This is a genomic window from Acidovorax sp. SUPP2825, from assembly GCF_030158995.1.
Lineage (GTDB): Bacteria > Pseudomonadota > Gammaproteobacteria > Burkholderiales > Burkholderiaceae_C > Paracidovorax.
In genome coordinates this window covers 44732-62998 of the sequence record NZ_BQXK01000021.1, presented here as the reverse complement: position 1 = coordinate 62998, position 18267 = coordinate 44732, and the positions used below count along the sequence as shown (strand labels likewise).

Below are 18267 nucleotides of genomic sequence, written 5' to 3'. Positions count from 1 at the left end.
GGCGGCGGCTCAGCGGGTGGTGGGGGTGGCATCGACCGGATTGGCCTTTGCCCAGCGTTCCCACTCGGGGGTACCGTCGCCTGCCGTCTCGGGCAGGTTGAATTCGTCGCGAAGGCCGTTCAGCTCCACGATCACGGCGCCCACCAGCCCGGCCATGAATGCCTGCTTGCTGGCCTCGTCGGGTGCGTCGTTGAGTGCGATCAGTGCCTGGCGCAAGCCACCACGGACCAGGCCCAGCGTTTCGCTGAGGATGGTGGTGGCCTCGTTTTTGGTCTTCGCCAGTGCCTCGTCGGGCGGCAGCTTGGCAATACGCTTCTGCGCGCGTTCCAGCTGGTCGATCTTGGCGTTCTTCTTTTCGAGTAGCTGATCGCCCGCGTCCTTCTCCGCGCGGGTTTCTCGCAGGGCGGCTCGGAGCTCCTTGACGGACATCGTGGCGACGTCGTCAAGGGAGAGTTCGCCGGTCTGGCCGGTAAGAGCCAGTTCTTCAAGCTGCCCGTCGTCAAGGATGAGCATTTCCAGCAGCTTTGACTGGGTGCCAATTGCCTTTGTCAAATGTGCCGACGTCGGCACATTTGAAAATTTGACCGCTGCCTGCATGAACCGAGCTGCGACGTACCTGTCGACACCCAGGTCATCCAATCTCTCGACGAAGTCGCCGTGCTCGCAGGCTTCTTTCAGCACACGCAGGCCACGACCTACTTCCAGGCAGGCCTCAACACTGCGCCGCATGTTGGAGGAAATATCGCGCTGGATCAGATCAGGGTCGATGTGATCCATCGGCAACTGGTAACCCAGCTGCAGGGCAACCGCGCGCACTGAGCTCGCACGCTGGGCCTGGGCCAATGTCAGGGCGCCAGCGTCTGCCTGCATCTGCGCCATGTCGGCAGCAAAGCGTTCCTGGTCGATGGACTTGTCCGCGACGTCCTGCACGTCGGCAGCGACGGGGGTTTTCTTGGGGAAGCGGGCTTCGATCTGCGCGTCGGTCAATTGTGGGCGTGCCATGGTGTTCATCAATCAGGGTTGCGGGTGTAGCGGTTGCGGGCTTCCTCGACGCGGCGTGCAGCCGCTTCGATGGCGCTGTAGACCTTGATGGCCTGCTGCGGAAAGCGGGGCGTGAGACGCCAGTGGCCGGTGGCGTCGTCGCGCTCGGCCAGGCCCGCGGTGCGCAGGTTGTCCAGGTCTCGTGTGATGACGCTGGGCGAAGCCTTGAGCAGATCGGCCAAGCGGCTGGGCGGGTAGCCGTGCACGACGTCGCCAAAGAGCGCCAGGGTGAGGTGCAGGATCCGCTGCTGGGCGGCGTTGGTGTAGTCGGTGGCGCGGGTCATTAATACGTCCCGTCCCGGCTCACGGTGAAGCCGATGTAGATGCAGTCCAGGGTGGGGCTGACACAGGCGTCGTGCGAACCTTGAGGCAGGTTGCACGGCGCATCCAAGGGGGCGAAGTCATCGCGCCAGGGCCAGTCTTCGCGGCCCACGAGCACACTGACCGCGCGGGGATGACCCGTGATCGCATGACCGGCCGGTTGCCGCCGAATGTCTGGATCCTGGTTCATGGCTGCACCTTGCCCTTCTCCACTCCGTAGTCGAAGCCGGCGCGCCACGCATCGTCTTGCGCACTGCCAGTCGGGTAGTTGCTGGGTTGTGGCTCGACGCCGTCGATCGCCTGCTCCAGGCCACGCAGTGCGCCGGTCTTCCATTCCGGGCTGCGCGGGCAACGCCGGATCTCGGCGTTGTAGATGTGCTGGGTGGACCTCATGCCGATGCCCCTGCGCGATCGCGGCGCAGTTTGGGTCCGGCCGCCTTGGTTGGCCATATCTTGTCCGCCGGCAGGCCGATGACCTGGACGATGCGGGTGGCGATCCGGGCGCTCTTGGCCTTGCCGTTGATGACGTGCGACACCATCGATCGCGACACCTTCAGCTCCTCAGCAAGCGCTGTGGGCGTGGTGCCCTTCATTCGGATGGCCGCTTTGATTTCTTCTGGGTGCATGGTCTGTTACCCTTCGACTCAACTTGTTTAGGTGCAGCAGGGATTTGCTGCGTTGAGTGAATTATGTGAACTTGAATTCACAACGTCAAGGTGTTTTTTGTGAACTCTTATGAGCATTTCGGAGAGCGTTTGCGTGAAGAGCGCAAGCGTCTCGGTTGGTCCCAGGCAACCGCAGCAAGCGCTGCGGGGGTAAGTCGTGAGATGTGGTCCAAGTACGAGTCAGGTGCCGAACCCGGAGCAAGGGTCCTGGCGGCTATCGCGGGCGCTGGGGCAGACGTGCACTACATCCTCACGGAGAGTAAGGAGCACAGTCCGCAAGTCACCTTGACAGCCGAGGAAGCGCTACTGCTTGAGTACTTCCGTGACGCGTCTAAGGATGTGCGGCGTGCAGCACTGGGAGCGCTACTTGGCGCATCTGCACCTGGGCATATAGGAGGAACGCACAGCCAGCACAACAGCGGCGATGGGGCCATCCAAATTGGCAGCTTTGGAAACGCACCAGTTAAACGCAGGAGGTAACGAGTGGGGTTGGTTCCGAAGTGGCTTCGAGACTGGATTTCGAGTCTCATGCCAAAACAAGAAAATAAAGGGAGCGGAACAGTGCAAATGGGCAATGTTCGCGGGCAGGTGCAAAACGTGACGCACGTCACACATCAATACTTCTATGGTCCGCCGCCACAATCTCTACCTGCAGAGCAAAAGCCTACTGATATCGTCTCGGCGGTAAATGAAGAAGAGAAACTTACAACTGAGCAGCTTGCCGTGTTGGCACTGCTGAGACCCCTTGACCCGCTGGTCAAAAAGAAGGTCTATAAATGGATGGCGCTTCAGTTCAACACGACGTGGGTGAAAGAATTGCCACCTGATCAAGTATTTAGGACGCGCCGTTATTTAGAAGCCGTTCATAAAAACGAGAGGGAGCGATCATGATGAAAAAGGTGTTGGCCGTTGCTCTGGCTTTTGCAGTGGTTCCCGCGTGGGCAATAAACAGGTGCACTGGGCCTGACGGGAAGGTGCAGTTTCAAGATGGCGCGTGCACATCCAATGAGACTTCAAAAACTTTGCCAATCTTGTCTGCGCCCCCGGGTGATCGAGACAAGTGGAATTTCGAGAAGAGCACTGATTCGATGACAGGTAAGGTTTCGTGTCTCGCCTTTTCGCCAGAGGTCCTTTTGGGAACGAGGGTCGCCAGGCAATACAACGCTGTCCGACTCACTGTGCATGCATTGCCGAATGAGCGGTTTCTAGCCACAGCGGACATCATGTCCGGTAGCCGGGACATATTCCACAATGATCTTGCAGGTATGGGCATCCGGTCAGAACCAGGCAGCTTTCTTCCGCTTGACGTCAAGCTAGGACAAAAGATGGTTGGAGGCTCAAAGAGCGGTCAAGCCATAGATGAGTTGCTGTCGGCGAAATTCATAAAGCTCAGACTTCGGTTTTGGCCCTACGACGATTTAGTCGACAGCCCGGCAATTGCAACAGTTGGGTTACGTCAAGCCATAGTGCTCGCATCTCAGTGCGCTCGGGCCTCGTCGGAAAAATAGACCCAAGCTAACTTGCTTCTTAGTCGCGGCACACTGCCATTTTCAGGTAACTGACAGCCGTCATTTAGCACCCTCGCGCGCGCGAAGCACCATACCTCCATGCCCGATTTGGGCGAGGAGGATTGGTAATGCAGGACGACGACAAAGCCACGCCGTGGCTCGTGAAATTCGCGCGGGTGCGCATGGCAGATTGGGTGATTGCAGCGGTGCTGCTCACCATCCTGGTGGCGCTGCTCGCGCCCCAGCAAATCCCGGTCTCGCTCTACAAACTCAGCCTGGTGGCGCTGGCTGCGGTGTCCGGCTACTGGATCGACCGCAGCCTCTTTCCCTACGCGCGCCCCGACCTGTTCTTCGAGCTCCGGCACGGCGCCGGCGAAGTCCCGCAGGAAACCACCTTCACCAGTCTGGAAGGCGCGGTCAGCTTCGCCGAGAAAGCCGTCGCGATCAACTTGGCCAACGCGCGGCCCGATGAGCTCATGCGCCTGGCCGGCGTCAGCATGCTGCGGCGCGCCGCCATCGTCGCGGCGACCATGCTGGCGGTGGGACTGGGCGCATGATCCGCTCCCTCAAAGCCCGTGCGTTGCTGGCCCTGGCGCTCGCTGCGGCCGCGTGCCAGGTGGGCGCTCAAGAGCCCTACCAGTCCACCCGTTACAAGCTCACGCTGCTGCGCGAAGCGCATCGCCAATGGGGACTGTCTGCGCCGGTTGCTGCCCTGGCCGCCCAGGTGCAGCAGGAGAGCGCTTGGAACCCCCAGGCCGTGAGCCGCGTGGGCGCGCAGGGCCTCGCCCAGTTCATGCCTGCGACGACGCGCTGGTGGTGCGAGCGGGCCCGCATCGCGGCCGACGACTGCCAACCCCATAACCCCACCTGGGCGCTGCGCGCCATGGTGGGCTACGACCTCTTTCTCTGGCAGCGGGTGTCCGCCACCTACAGCGACTACGACCGGCTCTGGCTGGCCCTGCGTGGCTACAACGGGGGCGAGGCGCATTGGCGTGCGGAGGCCCGCACCACCGGCCTGGAGCAACCCACGCGCGAGCAGATCGACGCCGCATGCGGCACTGCGCGCCGCGCCGCGCTGCACTGCCGCGAGAACCTGCACTACCCCCGCCGCATCCTGGTGGAGCTGCAGCCGCGCTACGCGGCCTGGGGTGCCGTCTGGGAGCCCGCGAAATGACGGCCTCGAGCTGGGTGTTGATCGCCAAGCTGCTGGGCACTGCGGCGCTGTTGTCGCTCGCCGTGACCGGCGTGCGCAGCTGCCAGGAGCACTACCGCGACCAGGGCCGCCAGCAGGTGCAGGCCGCGTGGGACACCGACCGCCAGGAGCAGCGGCGTGTCGCCGAATCCGCCCGGGCAGCGCGTGAGCGTGACGAGCGAACCAAAGAGCAAAACATGGCCCTCGGGGCCGAGGAGAACGTCCGTGTCCAAGTCCAACGGGAAGAGTCCACTGTGCGCCGCGATGCTGGCCTGCAGCGCAGTGCTGACGGGATGCACAGCACCATTGCCCGCGCCGACACCGACAGCCATGCCCGACGTGCAGCCAGCTCGTGCCCCGCTGCCGATGCCGAAGCTCATGAAGCGGCCACCGCGCGCGGGCTACTTGGAGCCTGCACAGGCCGATATCGACAGCTGGCAAAAAGCGCTGCAGATCTCGCCGACCAGGTAACGGGCCTGCAGGACCACGTCCTGCTGCTGCAGCCCGAGGCCGCTGCACTCGTGGGCGGGGAAACGCCATGACCCTGCTGCAGATCCAGGTCATCGCCGTGCTGAGCCTGCTGATCGCGCTGGCGGCGCTGGCCTTCGCCGCACTGTCCCTGCGCAAGCAGCCGTACCTGCAGCACCTGGCTGCGGTGGAGGCCGGGCTCACCAAGGCGATCGCGGAGCTGCGGCTGCGATCGGATGCCGTGGACCACCGGCTGGCCCAGTTGCCCAACGTGCAGGAATTCACCGACATCCGCGTGAAGCTGGCCTCTGTCGAAGCCCGCCAGGAAGCCGTGCTCACGGAGACGCACGGTGCCCGCGCGGCGATCCGCCGGGTGGAAGATTTTTTGTTGAAGTCGAGGCTGAACAACCATGATTCCCAGTTATGAAGTGCATCGCGCCGCTGATCGGCGGCTGGTGATCCTTGCGCTGCTGTCGCACGCGACGGGCTACTCCGATAACGAGTACCTGATCCACGCCGTGTTGCCCGAGCAGGGCCACGACATCAGCCGCGACAAGCTCGCGGCCGAGCTGGCCTGGCTGCAAGAGCAGGGCCTGATCACCACCACCAAGGTGGGCGGCGTGACCATTGCCAAGCTGACCCCCCGCGGCCTGGACGTGGCACGGGGCCGTGCGACGGTGCCGGGCGTCAAGCGCCCCGAACCGGACTGATGCGGGGGCACTGAGCCATGGGCCGACCGTCCACTGTAGGCAAGCTCCCCAAGGCGCTGGTAGAGGCTTGCAACGGCCTGATCCGCGACGGCCGCACGATCGACGAGATCCTCGCCGCGCTGCAGCAGCTGGGCGCAGAGGTCTCGCGCAGTGCGGTGGGCCGCTACGTCAAGGGCGCGCGCGAGTCCATGGAGAAGTACCGGGAGGCGCAAGAGATCGCCAAGGTCTGGGTGGACAAGCTGGAAGCCGAGCCTTCTGGGGATGTGGCGCGCCTGCTGCCCGAGATGCTGCGCACGGTGGCGTTCCAGACGCTCACGCAAATGGGCGAGTCGGAAAAGGCCGCCGGGGCCATGGACGTGATGCTGCTCGCCAAAGCCCTCAAGGACATTGCCGGCACCAGCAAGACCAACCTGGACACGGAGCTGCAGCTGCGCAAGCTGCGCTCGGAGATCCAGGCCAAGGCCAACGCGGCCGCCTCGGCCGTCGAGCAGATGACGCGCCAGGCCGGCATGAGCGACGAGCTGGTGTCCACCATCCGGGCCCGGATTCTCGGTGTGGGAGAAAAGGTATGAGCACGACCGACCGCGATCTGCCGGTACGCATGCGCGAGCGTGCCGACGCCGAGCAATTGCCTGCAGACCACGACCTCCGGCAGCGGGCCGACGCGCTGGACCTCGCGGTTGTAGGGCACTTTGCGAGCCCTCCCACCGTGTCGGTCGCGCAGTTGGTGGGCGCCTGGGCCCGGGCCCGCACGGCGTGGTGCGCGCACACCGGCGAGGCGCTGCTGTGACCCCCGCAGACCTCCCATCCGTTCTGCTGCCGTACCAGCAGCGCTGGATCGCCGATCCGTCGCCCTTCAAGGTCGCGGAGAAAGGCCGGCGCACGGGCCTGACCTGGGCCGAGGCGGCGGACGACGTGCTGATCGCCGCCGCCAACAAAAAGGCCGGCGGGCAGAACGTGTACTACGTCGGCCAGGACAAGGACATGACGGAGGAGTACATCGACGCCTGCGCGATGTGGTCTCGGGAGTTCAACCAGGCGGCGGCCGCCGTCGAGCAGGGCCTGTGGGATGACGTGGACGACGAGGGCAACAGCAAGAGCATCCTCACCTACACCATCCGCTATCCGAAGTCCCGGTACCGCATCACGGCGCTGGCATCGCGCCCCAAGAAGCTGCGCGGCCGCCAGGGCGTTCTGGTGGGAGACGAAGCGGCGTTCCAGGACGACCTGCCGGGCCTGACCAAGGCCGCCATGGCGTTCCTGATCTGGGGCGGCAAGGTGAGGTTCATTTCCACGCAGTTCGGCGTGGACAACCCCTTCAACACGCTCTGCACGGACATTCGCACGGGCAAGCAGAAGGGAACGCTCCATCGCATCACGTTCCGCCAGGCCGTGGCGGACGGCCTCTACCAGCGCGTGTGCCTGCGCATTGGCAAGATCTGGACCCAGGCAGAGGAAGACGTCTGGGTTCAGGGCATCTACGACTTCTACCGCAGCAACGCGGATGAAGAACTCGATTGCATCCCGAGCCAGAGCAGCGGCTTCTACATGAGCCGGGCGATGATCGAGGCGCGTATGTCGCCCGATTTGCCGGTGCTGCGCCTGACCCTGCCACAGGGCTTCGAGCTGCGGCCCGAGGCCGAACGGATCGCCACCGTCAACGACTGGTTGGTCCAGCACGTCGAGCCTTTGCTCAAGGCGCTGCCGTCCACCGTGCGCAGCTACTACGGCCAGGACTTTGCGCGGACCAACGACCTCTCCGTGTTGTTCCCGCTGATCGAAGACCAGTTCCTGCGCAAGCGCGCGCCCTTCATCCTGGAGATGCGCAACGTGCCGTTCGAGCAGCAGAAGCAGGTGCTTTTTTATGTGGTGGACCGACTGCCTAATTTTTCCTCCGGCGCGAACGATTCACGTGGCAATGGGCAGTACCTGGGCGAGGTGGCCGCGCAGCGCTATGGCGGCACGCGCATCCATCGCGTGATGCAGACGCAGGAGTGGTACATCGACCAGATGCCGCGCTACAAGGCGGCCTTCGAAGACGGCGACATCACGATCCCTCGCGATGACGGCGTGCTGACCGACCACCGCGCGATTCAGATGATCAAGGGCGTGCCAAAGGTGCCGGACAACGCACGGGCCAAGGATGCCGATGGTGGCGAGCGCCACGGTGACACGGCCATTGCCGGTGCGCTGGCCTGGTATGCCTCGCAAAACGGCGCAGCACCCATCGAATTCATGAGCGACGGGCCGCTGTCCGGCGCCGACGACTACCAGGGCTTTCTATGAGCGACGACAAAAAGGCGCCCGAGCGCCCACCACTGGACACCGAGGTGGCCGGCCAGGCACAGGATCCGTTCTCCACCCTGTTCATGGGCTTGCTGCGCACCAACGATCCGTTGCTGATCGAGCGCGGGCTGCAGGGCAGCGAGGCGCACGAGCTGTACCGCGATCTGCGGCGCGACGGCAAGGTGTTCAGCGGCATGCAAAAGCGCAAGCTCGCGGTGGTCAGCCGCGATTGGACCGTGGAGCCGGTGACCGCCACCGACCAGGGCACGCGCGATGCGGCGGTGCTGGACGACGTGCTCGGCAGCTTCGGCTTTGATCGGCTGTGCAGCGACCTGCTGGACGCGCTGCTGGTGGGTTGGCAACCGTCCGAGGTGATCTGGACGCTGCGGGATGTGACCGTGGACGGCCGATCGCGTCAGATGGTGGTGCCGGCGCGCGTGGTCAAGCGCTCGCACCGTCGTTTCGTGTACACGCAGGAGGAAGGCAAGCCCTACGAGCTGCGGCTGCTCACGCGCGGGGACATGCAGCGCGGCGTGCCGGTCCCGGAGCGCAAGTTCATCGTGCACCGGGTCAATGCCGAGGACGACAACCCTTACGGAACGGGCCTGGGCCTGCAGCTCTACTGGCCGGTCTCGTTCAAGCGCCGGGGCGTGCTGGCGTGGACCAAGTTCCTGGACCGGTTCGGCCTGCCCATCCCCTGGGGCAAGTACCCCGTGTCGGCCACCCCGAGAGAAAAAGGCACGCTGTTCGATGCGCTGCGCGCCGTCAGCAACGACGGCTTGATCATGACGCCCGAGGGCACCATGATCGAGCTGCTGGAGAGCAAGCTGTCGGGCTCGGCGACGCCGCACCAGTCGCAGGTGGAGTACATGGACGACTGGATCATGGAAGTGGTCCTGGGCCAGTCGCCCCGCGGCAAGTCCGGCGGCGCGCTGGCGGCGGCCGCGGCCGAGCGCGAGGATGTGCGCCTGGAGTTGAGCCAGGCCGACAGCGATCTACTGAGCGAGACGCTCAACGGCACGTTGATCCAATGGATCTGCGAGCTCAACGGGCTGCAGCCGTGCCTGGTGTATCGCCGCATCGAAAAGGACGCGAACCTCCAGGCGGAGTCCGAGACGGACAAGAACATCAGCGAGCTGGGCTTCGAGATGACGGAGGAAGGCGCGCAGGCGAAGTACGGGGCCCATTGGAAGCGCAAGGCGGCTACGCCCCCTGCTGGCGCGCCCGCCGACCCGAAGCTGCCCGGGCGAACGGCCAGTTTTGCGGAGGGGGAGCCCACCGGCGCCGCAGCTCCGGATGCGATCGACCAGCTGATCGACGCAGAGCAGGCGCAGTGGCAGCGCGTCATGGAACCGATGGTGGATCCAGTCCGCGCCCTGCTGTCGGAGGCCGCAGCGCGCGGGCTCACCGCGGCCGAACTGCTGGAGCGCCTGCCGCAAGTGCTGGCGGACATGGACCCCACGCAGCTGCTGGATGCGCTGACGGCCACCGCCTTTGCGTCTCGCCTGGCCGCCGAGGCTGGCATCCCTACGGAGTGATCGATGTCCGCAGCCACCGACTTTGCCGAACTGCGCAAGCTCCCGCCCGAGGACGCCGTGGCCTGGCTGGCCGGCCGGGGCCAGCTCACGCGCAGCTTCGCCTGGCAGGACGTGTTCCAGGATGAGCACGGCCACCAGTTCACGATATCGCGCCTGACGCGGCTCGACCTCTTGCAGGCGATCCACGATGCCATCGTCCAATCGGTGCAGGGCGATCTGAGCCGAAGCGATTGGATGCAGGACGTAGAGCAGCTGCTGCGCGACGCCGGCTGGTGGGGCACCAAGGCGGTGACCGATCCGGTGGACGGCGACATCAAGCTCACCCGCTTCGACGCGGCCCGTCTGCGGCTGATCTTCGACACCAACACGCGCCAAGCGTATGCGACCGGGCTGTGGGACCGGGTGGAGCGCAGCAAGCGCACCCACCCCTTCGTTCGCTACATCACGCGCCAGGATGAGCGGGTGCGCGCGAGCCACCGGGCCTGGGACAACCTGGCGTTGCCCGTGGACGATCCGTTTTGGCTGCAGCACTGGCCGCCCAACGGCTGGCGCTGCCGCTGCCGCGTGATGTCGATGACGCAGCGTGACTACGACAAGGGCTATACGCTGAGCCGACCCGGCGCGGAGACCGATCCGGACGCACCCCTGGTGCGCACGCCGATCAAGACGCAGGCACCTAAGGAAGTGCTGCAGGAATACACCAACCCGCGCACCGGCGAGGTGACCCAGGTGCCCGAGGGCGTCGATCCGGGCTTTGCATACAACCCGGGCATCGCGCGCAAGCAGGCGCTGCAGCAGCTGGTGGACGGCAAGCTCAAGGGCGCGGATCCGGGCCTGGCGCGCGCGGCCCGGCGCGCCGGCCTGTCCGAGGAGGAGTGACCGATGTTGGACGTGTCCACCGACGATCGCGCGTTCGCCCAGGACCTGCGCACGATCTACAACCGGCTGGGCAACCTGCGGCCGGTGATGGAGAGCATCGGCATGGAGCTCGAGGGCCGGGTCAGCGGCCGATTCGAGACGCGCACCGATCCCAACGGCAAGGGCTGGGCGGCCTGGTCGCCTTTCACGCAGGCAACGTACCCAAAAGACGGCAACCGGCGACTGCTGGACCGCTACGGCGACATGCTGGGCAGCCTGACGCACAAGGCCGACGCCGGCAGCGTGCGCGTGGGCTTCGGCCAGCCGTATGCCACCTTCCACGAGTTCGGGACCAAGCACATGCCGCGGCGCGGGTTGCTGTTCGCCGACCCGGAAGCCGGGACGCTGGGCCAGGAAGATGAGGCGGCGGTGCTGGATGTGCTTTCGGCGTGGCTCAACGACCTGACGAAGTGATGGGAGTGTTCATGAGCACGATGTTCTCGATTTTGGCGATGCTGTGCGTTTTGGTGTGCGCTTGTAGAGATGGCGTGCTGCTGGAGACCGTGTTCGTGTTTGCGGTGATTGCGGCGGTCATCTCTTGCTTTGCCCAAGGATGAGACTTCCCCGTCCAAGCTATGGGCTGGAGGGCTACCTGCTGCACAACCAATGGCGTGCCGACTGATTTCCGTTTCAACGACGCCGACGGCAGGCGGCCCGACCTGTCAAATCCCCTGAAAAGCCATGCCCGATATCAGCAAGCACCCCATCCTCCAGCAGATCAGCCAGTTGATCCACGCCATCGAGGTCTGCGGCGCCTCGCCCGAGTTGACCCATGCGGTCTGCTTGGCCGAGCGCCTTTACACGCCTGCCGAGGCGTTGATCGACGCCAGCCAGCCAGCCTCAATCCTTGCCGCCGCGGAAACTTCGTTGCCTCCCATGAGCGACGGCGAGATAGAGCTCGAGATTCGGTCGGCAGGGGCCGATGCCGCGTCACGCATTGCCACTGGCAAGATCGACGCGCTGCATGCCTCCCTGGTCGTGCGTTCGCACCACTTCCCGGGCACCACCACGACCGTCGCCGTGGCCGCACTGCCGGATGGCTTCGTGGTGGCCACCGGCCATTCCGCCTGCATCAGCGCCGCCAACTTCAAACGCGATGTCGGCGAGCAAATTGCAGCCGACAACGCGCGAGCCGCCGCGCGGTCCAAGCTCTGGGAGCTGGAAGGCTACCTGCTGCGCGACTCGCTGCGTGCGGATGCGGAGTTCATCGGCGGTAGCATGGCCATCACAGACTGATCCGGTGAACGGCCAGCAAAAAGGCGCCGATCGGGCGCCTTTTTTTCTTTCGCTTACCTGTTTCGTCTTGGGAAAGAGATTTGCGGAGATCGATCCCACAACATCCCGGCCGCAGACCACAAAATCCCATTTATCGCGCCTCCCTCTCTTCCTTTATCTCACTCCCGTTCACTCGGTGGAGATGGTGGTGGGACTGCTGGCCATCCTCAAGGCCGGTGGTGCCTATGTGCCGCTGGACCCGGACTACCCTGCCGATCGCCTGGCGCACATGGTCCAGGACAGCGGCATCGGCTTGGTGCTGGTGCAGTCCACGCTGCGCGCGAGCCTGCCTGGCCTGCAGGCGTTGCAGGTGGTCGAACTGGATCAGTCGGATCTGCCGGGCCTGGATGCCGGACCTGCGCACGATCCCGCGGTAGAGCTGCACGGCGAGAACCTGGCCTATGTCATCTTTACCTCGGGTTCGACAGGGCGGCCCAAGGGCGCAGCCAACCGGCACGGTGCGCTGCAAAATCGGCTGGCCTGGATGCAGCAGGCCTATGCGCTGACTGCGGCGGATGCCGTGCTGCAGAAGACGCCGTTCAGTTTCGACGTATCGGTCTGGGAGTTCTTCTGGCCGCTGATGACCGGGGCCAGGCTGGTGATGGCCGACCCGGGCGATCACCGCGATCCCGCCCGACTGGTTTCGCTGATCCAGCGGCATGGCATCACGACGCTTCACTTCGTGCCCTCGATGCTCCAGGCTTTTCTCGGGTATGAGGGCATCGAGGCCTGTACAAGCCTGACCCGCATCGTGTGCAGCGGCGAAGCGCTGCATGCCGATGCACAGGCCCAGGTCCACAGGCGGCTGCCAGGCGCAGCCCTCCACAACCTTTATGGGCCGACCGAGGCTGCCATCGATGTGACGCACTGGACGTGCCGCAACGACGGGCGGCCCAGCGTGCCCATCGGTCGACCCATCAGTGGCATCCGTACTTATGTGCTGGACGCACAGCTGAATCTGACGGTGCCGGGTGTGCCGGGCGAGCTGTATTTGGGCGGCCTGGGCCTGGCCCGTGGCTACCAGCACCGCGCCGGGCTGAGCGCGGACCGCTTTGTCGCAGACCCGCTGGACGATGCTGGCGGCAGGTTGTACCGCACGGGGGATCTGGTCCGCTGGAGCGCAGACGGGCAAATAGAGTATCTGGGCCGCATCGATCATCAGGTGAAGATCCGGGGCCTGCGCATCGAGTTGGGCGAGGTGGAGTCGCAACTGCTGGCGCAGCCGCAGGTGCGCGAAGCCGTGGTCATGGCAAGGCAGGGCGCCGGGGGCGCGCGCCTGGTGGCCTATGTGACGCCTGCGCCAGCCGGCCCGGACGCCGCCATCGACACCGATGTGCTGCGTGCCCAGCTGGGGCAGGTCCTGCCCGACTACATGGTGCCCAGTACCGTCGTGGTGCTGGACGACTTGCCTTTGAATGCCAATGGCAAGGTGGACAGAAAGGCGCTGCCCGAGCCGCAGGCGCCGGCAGGCAGCGCATACGAGGCACCCTTGCCGGGTGTCGAGGCGTTGATGGCGGAAGTTTGGTCCCAGGTGCTGAAGGTGGACTCCATGGGCCGGCATGACAATTTTTTCGCGCTGGGCGGTGACTCCATCCTCAGCCTGCAGATCGTCACGCGGATGCAACAGCGCGGTTGGCACATCACGCCCCGGCAGCTGTTCGAATGCCAGACCATTGCTGCGCTGGGCGCTGTGGCCAAGGAGACCGATGCAAGCGCATCGCAGGGCCGCGCGCCAAGGCGCCGCTCGGACCTGAGCGACTACCCGGAGGTAGACCCGGCCTGGTTCCCGCTGCTCGACAGGGACAACATCGAGGATGTCTATCCCCTGGCCCCCACGCAGGCCGGCATGCTGCTGCATGCGATGGAGGCGCCGGGTTCGGGCTTGTACGTCAACCAGTTGAACCTGGAGGTCGGCAATCTGAATGCGGCCCGTCTGGCGCGGGCCTGGCAGGTCATGGTCGATCGCCATGAGATGCTGCGCACCGGATTCCTGTGGCACAGCGCCATGGCGCGGCCCCTGCAGGTTGTGCTGCGCAGTGTGCAAGCGCAGGTGTTGCTGCTTGACTGGTCCGGCGTGGAAGCCGGTGAGGCCGAGCGCCGTGTGTCGTCGCTGGCGCAAGAGCTGTTCACGCGCGACATCGACTGGTTGCGCCCGCCGCTGTCACAGGTCACCGTGATCGACCTGGGCGCCGACCATCCAGGCCATCGACATCGCCTGATCTGGACCCACCACCATGTGCTTTCGGATGGCTGGTCCGATTCGCGCCTGATGGGCGAATGGCTGCGCGCGTACGCTGACGAGCCTCTGCCGGCCAGGCCCGCGCCCTATGGCGATTACATAGACTGGCTGCAGGCCCAGGACATGCAGCAGGCCGAGCAGTTCTGGCGGGGCGAGCTTGCAGCGTGCGACGGTCCCAGCCTGCTGGCGCAAGCCACGGCAAACAGCCATCCCGGCCAGGGCTTCGGCAAGCTGTATACCCACCTGGGCCGCCAAGAGACCGGCGTACTCCAGGCGTTTGCACAGCGCGAGCGCGTCACGCTCAACACACTGGTGCAGGCCGCCTGGGCCTTGCTGCTGCAGCAGCACACGGGCAAGGAGCGCGTGCTGTTCGGCTCCACGGTGGCCGGCCGTCCGGCGCAACTCCAGGGCGTGGAAGAGATGATGGGACTGTTCATCAATACCATTCCGGTTCCCGTCGCAGCCCCGGGCGGGCAAAGTGTGGGTGACTATCTGCGCGAGGTGCAGCAGACCAACATGCGCGTGCGCGAGTACGAGCATGTGTCACTTGCCGATATCCAGCGCTGGAGCGGATCGGGCGGTAGGCCGTTGTTCGACAGCATCATCGTTTTCGAAAACCTGCCCATGGACGAGACGCTGCGCAGCCTAGAACGCTTCGGCCTGCAGTTCGGCCCCATGCAGGGTGGCGGTCTGACCGGGTATGCCATGGACCTGCAGGTCGTCGTGGGCGAGTACTTGGACATTGAGTACTGCTACGACCGCCGCGAGTTCGACGAGGACCAAGTGGCGGCGCTGCGCTCGCAAATGGAGCATGTGATGCAGCGCATGGCCTGCGATGCGGCTTGCGCATTGGGCGAACTGGGTTGGCTGGACGATGCGGCGCGTGACGGCCTGGTGGCCCTGGGCGGCAATGATTCACCGCCGCCGAGCGCCAGCCATGGGGCCGTTCACCACCTCATCGAACAGCAGGCCGCCCGGCGCGGCGATGCCATCGCCTTGTTAATGGGTGACGAGGAGCTGAGCTACGCCCAGCTCAATGCCAGGGCCAACCGGCTGGCGCATTGCCTGCGCGGCCTGGGAGTGGGGCCCGACGTGCTGGTGGGGGTGGCGCTACAGCGTTCGCTGGACAGCATCATCAGCCTGCTGGCCGTACTCAAGGCCGGCGGCGCCTATCTTCCCATCGACCCCGGTTATCCGGCCGACCGACTGAAGTACATGGTCGAGGACAGCGGCATCGCCCTGCTGCTGGCTCACCGTGCCGTGGCGGCCCGATGGCCGGCTTGCGAGGGTGTCGAGGTGCTGGAGCTGGAGAGCATTGATCTGCCCGGTGGCGAGGAAAGTGCATGCAACCCGCAGGTGGCGCTGGGGGCCGACCATCTGGCCTACGTCATCTATACCTCGGGATCGACGGGGCGTCCCAAAGGGGTGGCCGTGGCCCATGGGCCCCTGGCCATGCATTGCCTCGCGACGGCGGAAATCTATGGCATCGGGCCCCAGTCGCGTGAGCTGCATTTCATGTCTTTTTCTTTCGATGGGGCGCATGAGCGCTGGCTTGCACCCTTGTGCGTGGGAGCCGGGCTGGCTTTGCGCGAAGAGGAACTTTGGACTGCGGAGCAGGCCTACGAAGCCCTGCGCCGCTATGGGGCGACGAATGCCGCGTTCCCTCCTGCCTACCTTGGACAGATCGCCGACTGGGCGCACCAGCGTGAAGATGTTCCGCCCGTGGAGTTATATGTCTTTGGCGGCGAGGCCATGCCCAAGGCCGCCTATGAAAAGGTAAGGAGCAGCCTGCGGCCGCGCTTGCTCATCAACGGTTATGGTCCCACGGAGACCGTGGTGACGCCGCTGATCTGGAAGACCACGGCCGATCGCAGCTTCGATTGTGCTTATGCGCCCATCGGCCGACCCGTGGGCGAGCGCAGCGCCTATGTGCTGGACGCCGGCCTGCAGTTAGTCCCCCGCGGTATGGTGGGCGAGTTGTACATCGGCGGCTACGGCCTAGCGCGAGGCTACCTGGGGCGCAGTGCGCTGACGGCAGAGCGCTTCGTAGCCAGTCCCTTTGAAAAAGACGGCGGGCGTCTGTATCGCACCGGCGACCTGGTACGTTGGATGGAGGACGGCAATATCGAATACATCGGACGCGTGGACCACCAGATCAAGGTCCGCGGCTTTCGCATCGAACTGGGTGAGGTTGAAGCCCGCGTGCGTGAGGTTGAAGGGGTGGTCGACGCCGCCGTGGTCGCCCACCAATGCGCTGCGGGCGTGCAACTGATCGCCTATGCCGTGCCTCGGGATGGCTTGTCCGCGGAGGAACTGGTGGCGCGCATACAGCAGCAACTGCCCCAGCGGTTGCCGGAATACATGCTGCCCTCGCGCGTGCTAGGTCTGCCGGCCCTCCCCCGGCTCATCAGCGGCAAGCTGGACCGCGCTGCGCTGCCGCCCCCCGCTGCCGAGGTGCGAAGCACATTCCAAGCACCCGCCAGCCATGCGCAGGTCGAGATGGCCAGGATCTGGCAACAGGTGCTGGGCGTGAAGCAGGTGGGCATCCATGACAACTTCTTCGAACTCGGCGGCGATTCCATCATGAGCCTGCAGGTTATCTCGCGCGTGAAGAATGCCAAGCTCGGATTCAATCTGCGCCTGCGTGATCTGATGCGTCACCAGACCATCGAGGCCTTGGTGGCCGCCTGTGCCGCGCAGCTCGACTCCGTGCAGCCGGCGGCGGCGGCCGCGGTCGCCGCCCAGGGCGAGATCCCATTGGGCCCCATACAGCAATGGTTCTTCTGCGAGGACATTCCATCGCGCCACCATTTCAACCAATCGGTGCTGCTGCGTGCGGCACGACCACTGCACAGCCGCAACCTGGAAGAAGCCGTTCGCCTGTTGCAAGCCCGGCATGATGCTTTTCGCATCCGCTTTCGGCGTAACGGGGCTGGTGTGTGGACGCAGGCCTATGCGCCGGACAGCGGCTCCACCGTGCTCTGCACGCTGGAGGACGTGGCCGTTGACGACATCTCCCGCACTTGTGAAACCGTGCAGTGCAGCTTGGATCTGGAGCACGGGCCTTTGTGGCGCGTGGCACATCTGCGCGTTGAAGATGGCAGCGAGCGGCTGTTGATCGTCGTCCACCATCTCATTGTGGATGGCGTTTCCTGGCGTGTGCTTCTGGAGGACTTGCAGAGCCTGTACCAGCAGCTTGGCGACGGTGCTCTGCCGAAAGGTTTGGCCGAATCTGCACCCTACAAGGCCTGGACTCAGCACCTGCACGACCCTGCCACGCTGCAGCAGCGCATGGCCGAACTTCCCTACTGGCTGGGCCAACTCGGCGCCGCCGGGGATCTGCCACGCGATGATGAGTGCGTCAGGGCCGTCATCAAGGACAGGGCCACCGTGTCCCTGCAACTGGACGAGGCGCAGACCCATGCGCTGCTGCGCCAGGCGCCTGCAGCGCTGGGCGTGTCCACGGAGGACCTGCTGCTGGCGGCCCTGGTGCGTGCCGTCGCCCAGTGGACGGGGCAGGATGCCCTGCTGCTCACCCTTGAAGGCCATGGCCGCGAGGCCGACGATGCGGGGATCGACCTGAGCCGGACCGTAGGGTGGTTCACCAGCGCCTATCCCGTGCGTCTGACCGGTGGTCGACTGGCTGCGCGACAAACTCTGGAGAGGGTCCGGGCCGGCCTGCAGGGCGTGCCGGGCAAGGGCATCGGCTTTGGGGCCTTGCGCTATCTGCATCCCGACGAGAAGGTGCGGGGCGCGCTGAGCACCGTCGAGCCCCGGATCACCTTCAACTATCTGGGACAGTTCGACCAGACCTTCGATGGCGAAGCCAGCTTCATGCCTGCCGGCGAATCTCCCGGTGCCGAACGCCATCCCGAGGCGCCGCTGGCGAACTGGCTGGAAGTCATTGGTCGCACGTACGGCGCAAGGCTATCCATGGGATGGAACTACAGTGCCGCCATGTTCGAGCGAAAGACCATGGAGCAACTGGTGCAGGCCTATCACGCGGAGCTGGTGGCATTGCTGGCGCAGGCAGTGGCAGATCCGCAAGAGTGCGTGGTAGCTGAAGCCGGAAGCGTGTGACAGGCGGGGCGGCGCAGGCACCGCCT

General features: G+C 65.0%; 21 protein-coding genes. 16 read left to right on the top strand and 5 right to left on the bottom strand.

What is annotated here, in order from left to right; translation table 11 throughout:
• Positions 1 to 9: 9 nt before the first annotated feature.
• Genes AVAK2825_RS20980 through AVAK2825_RS20960 form a run of 5 tightly spaced genes read right to left on the bottom strand, consistent with a single transcriptional unit; the run spans position 10 to position 1988 of the window.
• Entirely contained in the window at positions 10 to 1002 is a 993-nt protein-coding gene (locus AVAK2825_RS20980; protein WP_284402397.1) for a hypothetical protein, read from the bottom strand.
• 8 nt (positions 1003 to 1010) lie between these two features.
• A complete protein-coding gene (locus AVAK2825_RS20975; protein WP_284402396.1) occupies positions 1011 to 1325 on the bottom strand; it encodes a helix-turn-helix domain-containing protein in 315 nt (104 codons plus the stop codon).
• The gene (locus AVAK2825_RS20970; protein ID WP_284402395.1) at positions 1325 to 1552 is read right to left on the bottom strand and encodes a hypothetical protein; all 228 of its coding nucleotides are present in this window, start codon (positions 1550 to 1552) and stop codon (positions 1325 to 1327) included. Before AVAK2825_RS20970 ends, AVAK2825_RS20975 begins: the two co-directional genes overlap by 1 nt.
• A complete protein-coding gene (locus AVAK2825_RS20965) occupies positions 1549 to 1755 on the bottom strand; it encodes a hypothetical protein (protein WP_284402394.1) in 207 nt (68 codons plus the stop codon). The genes AVAK2825_RS20970 and AVAK2825_RS20965 overlap by 4 nt, the downstream gene beginning before the upstream one ends.
• Entirely contained in the window at positions 1752 to 1988 is a 237-nt protein-coding gene (locus AVAK2825_RS20960; protein ID WP_284402393.1) for a helix-turn-helix domain-containing protein, read from the bottom strand. Before AVAK2825_RS20960 ends, AVAK2825_RS20965 begins: the two co-directional genes overlap by 4 nt.
• A 90-nt stretch (positions 1989 to 2078) precedes the next feature.
• Between AVAK2825_RS20960 and AVAK2825_RS24835 the strand changes: the two genes are divergently transcribed.
• The 16 genes from AVAK2825_RS24835 (at position 2079) to AVAK2825_RS20885 (ending at position 18241) form a co-directional block, all read left to right on the top strand.
• Positions 2079 to 2507: a helix-turn-helix domain-containing protein gene (locus AVAK2825_RS24835; protein ID WP_349817187.1), complete on the top strand. Its 429-nt coding sequence runs from the start codon at positions 2079 to 2081 to the stop codon at positions 2505 to 2507.
• A 48-nt stretch (positions 2508 to 2555) separates the two neighbouring features.
• A complete protein-coding gene (locus AVAK2825_RS20955) occupies positions 2556 to 2918 on the top strand; it encodes a hypothetical protein (RefSeq protein ID WP_284402392.1) in 363 nt (120 codons plus the stop codon).
• A 745-nt stretch (positions 2919 to 3663) separates the two neighbouring features.
• On the top strand, positions 3664 to 4092 hold the full coding sequence (locus tag AVAK2825_RS20950; protein ID WP_284402391.1) for a putative holin: 429 nt from the start codon (positions 3664 to 3666) through the stop codon (positions 4090 to 4092).
• Positions 4089 to 4709, top strand: a complete 621-nt coding sequence (locus tag AVAK2825_RS20945) for a transglycosylase SLT domain-containing protein (protein ID WP_284402390.1) — start codon at positions 4089 to 4091, stop codon at positions 4707 to 4709. The genes AVAK2825_RS20950 and AVAK2825_RS20945 overlap by 4 nt, the downstream gene beginning before the upstream one ends.
• Positions 4706 to 5269 (top strand): hypothetical protein, encoded by a 564-nt coding sequence (locus AVAK2825_RS20940; RefSeq protein ID WP_284402389.1) that lies wholly within the window; start codon positions 4706 to 4708, stop codon positions 5267 to 5269. The genes AVAK2825_RS20945 and AVAK2825_RS20940 overlap by 4 nt, the downstream gene beginning before the upstream one ends.
• Positions 5266 to 5622: a DUF2730 family protein gene (locus tag AVAK2825_RS20935; protein WP_284402388.1), complete on the top strand. Its 357-nt coding sequence runs from the start codon at positions 5266 to 5268 to the stop codon at positions 5620 to 5622. The genes AVAK2825_RS20940 and AVAK2825_RS20935 overlap by 4 nt, the downstream gene beginning before the upstream one ends.
• Positions 5606 to 5905 (top strand): VpaChn25_0724 family phage protein, encoded by a 300-nt coding sequence (locus tag AVAK2825_RS20930; protein ID WP_284402387.1) that lies wholly within the window; start codon positions 5606 to 5608, stop codon positions 5903 to 5905. Before AVAK2825_RS20935 ends, AVAK2825_RS20930 begins: the two co-directional genes overlap by 17 nt.
• 17 nt (positions 5906 to 5922) lie before the next feature.
• On the top strand, positions 5923 to 6477 hold the full coding sequence (locus AVAK2825_RS20925; protein WP_284402386.1) for a phage protein Gp27 family protein: 555 nt from the start codon (positions 5923 to 5925) through the stop codon (positions 6475 to 6477).
• Entirely contained in the window at positions 6474 to 6695 is a 222-nt protein-coding gene (locus tag AVAK2825_RS20920) for a hypothetical protein (RefSeq protein ID WP_284402385.1), read from the top strand. The genes AVAK2825_RS20925 and AVAK2825_RS20920 overlap by 4 nt, the downstream gene beginning before the upstream one ends.
• Positions 6692 to 8191 carry a hypothetical protein gene (locus AVAK2825_RS20915; RefSeq protein WP_284402384.1) on the top strand — a complete coding sequence of 500 codons (1500 nt, stop codon included), beginning with the start codon at positions 6692 to 6694 and terminating at the stop codon, positions 8189 to 8191. Before AVAK2825_RS20920 ends, AVAK2825_RS20915 begins: the two co-directional genes overlap by 4 nt.
• Entirely contained in the window at positions 8188 to 9729 is a 1542-nt protein-coding gene (locus tag AVAK2825_RS20910) for a DUF935 domain-containing protein (RefSeq protein ID WP_284402383.1), read from the top strand. Before AVAK2825_RS20915 ends, AVAK2825_RS20910 begins: the two co-directional genes overlap by 4 nt.
• Positions 9730 to 9732: 3 nt before the next feature.
• Entirely contained in the window at positions 9733 to 10608 is an 876-nt protein-coding gene (locus AVAK2825_RS20905; RefSeq protein WP_284402382.1) for a phage head morphogenesis protein, read from the top strand.
• A gap of 3 nt (positions 10609 to 10611) precedes the next feature.
• Positions 10612 to 11061, top strand: a complete 450-nt coding sequence (locus AVAK2825_RS20900) for a phage virion morphogenesis protein (RefSeq protein WP_284402381.1) — start codon at positions 10612 to 10614, stop codon at positions 11059 to 11061.
• Positions 11062 to 11072: 11 nt separating this feature from the next.
• Positions 11073 to 11204 carry a hypothetical protein gene (locus AVAK2825_RS20895; protein WP_284402380.1) on the top strand — a complete coding sequence of 44 codons (132 nt, stop codon included), beginning with the start codon at positions 11073 to 11075 and terminating at the stop codon, positions 11202 to 11204.
• 124 nt (positions 11205 to 11328) lie between these two features.
• Positions 11329 to 11883 carry a Gp49 family protein gene (locus AVAK2825_RS20890; RefSeq protein WP_284402379.1) on the top strand — a complete coding sequence of 185 codons (555 nt, stop codon included), beginning with the start codon at positions 11329 to 11331 and terminating at the stop codon, positions 11881 to 11883.
• Between the two features lie 4 nt (positions 11884 to 11887).
• Positions 11888 to 18241 (top strand): non-ribosomal peptide synthetase, encoded by a 6354-nt coding sequence (locus tag AVAK2825_RS20885; protein WP_284402378.1) that lies wholly within the window; start codon positions 11888 to 11890, stop codon positions 18239 to 18241.
• Positions 18242 to 18267 lie beyond the last annotated feature (26 nt).

Coding starts and splice junctions, on each gene's coding strand:
- AVAK2825_RS20980 (WP_284402397.1), bottom strand. CDS start 1,002: ATGGCACGCCCACAATTGACCGACGCGCAGATCGAAGCCCGCTTCCCC.
- AVAK2825_RS20975 (WP_284402396.1), bottom strand. CDS start 1,325: ATGACCCGCGCCACCGACTACACCAACGCCGCCCAGCAGCGGATCCTG.
- AVAK2825_RS20970 (WP_284402395.1), bottom strand. CDS start 1,552: ATGAACCAGGATCCAGACATTCGGCGGCAACCGGCCGGTCATGCGATC.
- AVAK2825_RS20965 (WP_284402394.1), bottom strand. CDS start 1,755: ATGAGGTCCACCCAGCACATCTACAACGCCGAGATCCGGCGTTGCCCG.
- AVAK2825_RS20960 (WP_284402393.1), bottom strand. CDS start 1,988: ATGCACCCAGAAGAAATCAAAGCGGCCATCCGAATGAAGGGCACCACG.
- AVAK2825_RS20955 (WP_284402392.1), top strand. CDS start 2,556: ATGCCAAAACAAGAAAATAAAGGGAGCGGAACAGTGCAAATGGGCAAT.
- AVAK2825_RS20950 (WP_284402391.1), top strand. CDS start 3,664: ATGCAGGACGACGACAAAGCCACGCCGTGGCTCGTGAAATTCGCGCGG.
- AVAK2825_RS20945 (WP_284402390.1), top strand. CDS start 4,089: ATGATCCGCTCCCTCAAAGCCCGTGCGTTGCTGGCCCTGGCGCTCGCT.
- AVAK2825_RS20940 (WP_284402389.1), top strand. CDS start 4,706: ATGACGGCCTCGAGCTGGGTGTTGATCGCCAAGCTGCTGGGCACTGCG.
- AVAK2825_RS20935 (WP_284402388.1), top strand. CDS start 5,266: ATGACCCTGCTGCAGATCCAGGTCATCGCCGTGCTGAGCCTGCTGATC.
- AVAK2825_RS20930 (WP_284402387.1), top strand. CDS start 5,606: ATGATTCCCAGTTATGAAGTGCATCGCGCCGCTGATCGGCGGCTGGTG.
- AVAK2825_RS20925 (WP_284402386.1), top strand. CDS start 5,923: ATGGGCCGACCGTCCACTGTAGGCAAGCTCCCCAAGGCGCTGGTAGAG.
- AVAK2825_RS20920 (WP_284402385.1), top strand. CDS start 6,474: ATGAGCACGACCGACCGCGATCTGCCGGTACGCATGCGCGAGCGTGCC.
- AVAK2825_RS20910 (WP_284402383.1), top strand. CDS start 8,188: ATGAGCGACGACAAAAAGGCGCCCGAGCGCCCACCACTGGACACCGAG.
- AVAK2825_RS20905 (WP_284402382.1), top strand. CDS start 9,733: ATGTCCGCAGCCACCGACTTTGCCGAACTGCGCAAGCTCCCGCCCGAG.
- AVAK2825_RS20900 (WP_284402381.1), top strand. CDS start 10,612: ATGTTGGACGTGTCCACCGACGATCGCGCGTTCGCCCAGGACCTGCGC.
- AVAK2825_RS20895 (WP_284402380.1), top strand. CDS start 11,073: ATGAGCACGATGTTCTCGATTTTGGCGATGCTGTGCGTTTTGGTGTGC.
- AVAK2825_RS20890 (WP_284402379.1), top strand. CDS start 11,329: ATGCCCGATATCAGCAAGCACCCCATCCTCCAGCAGATCAGCCAGTTG.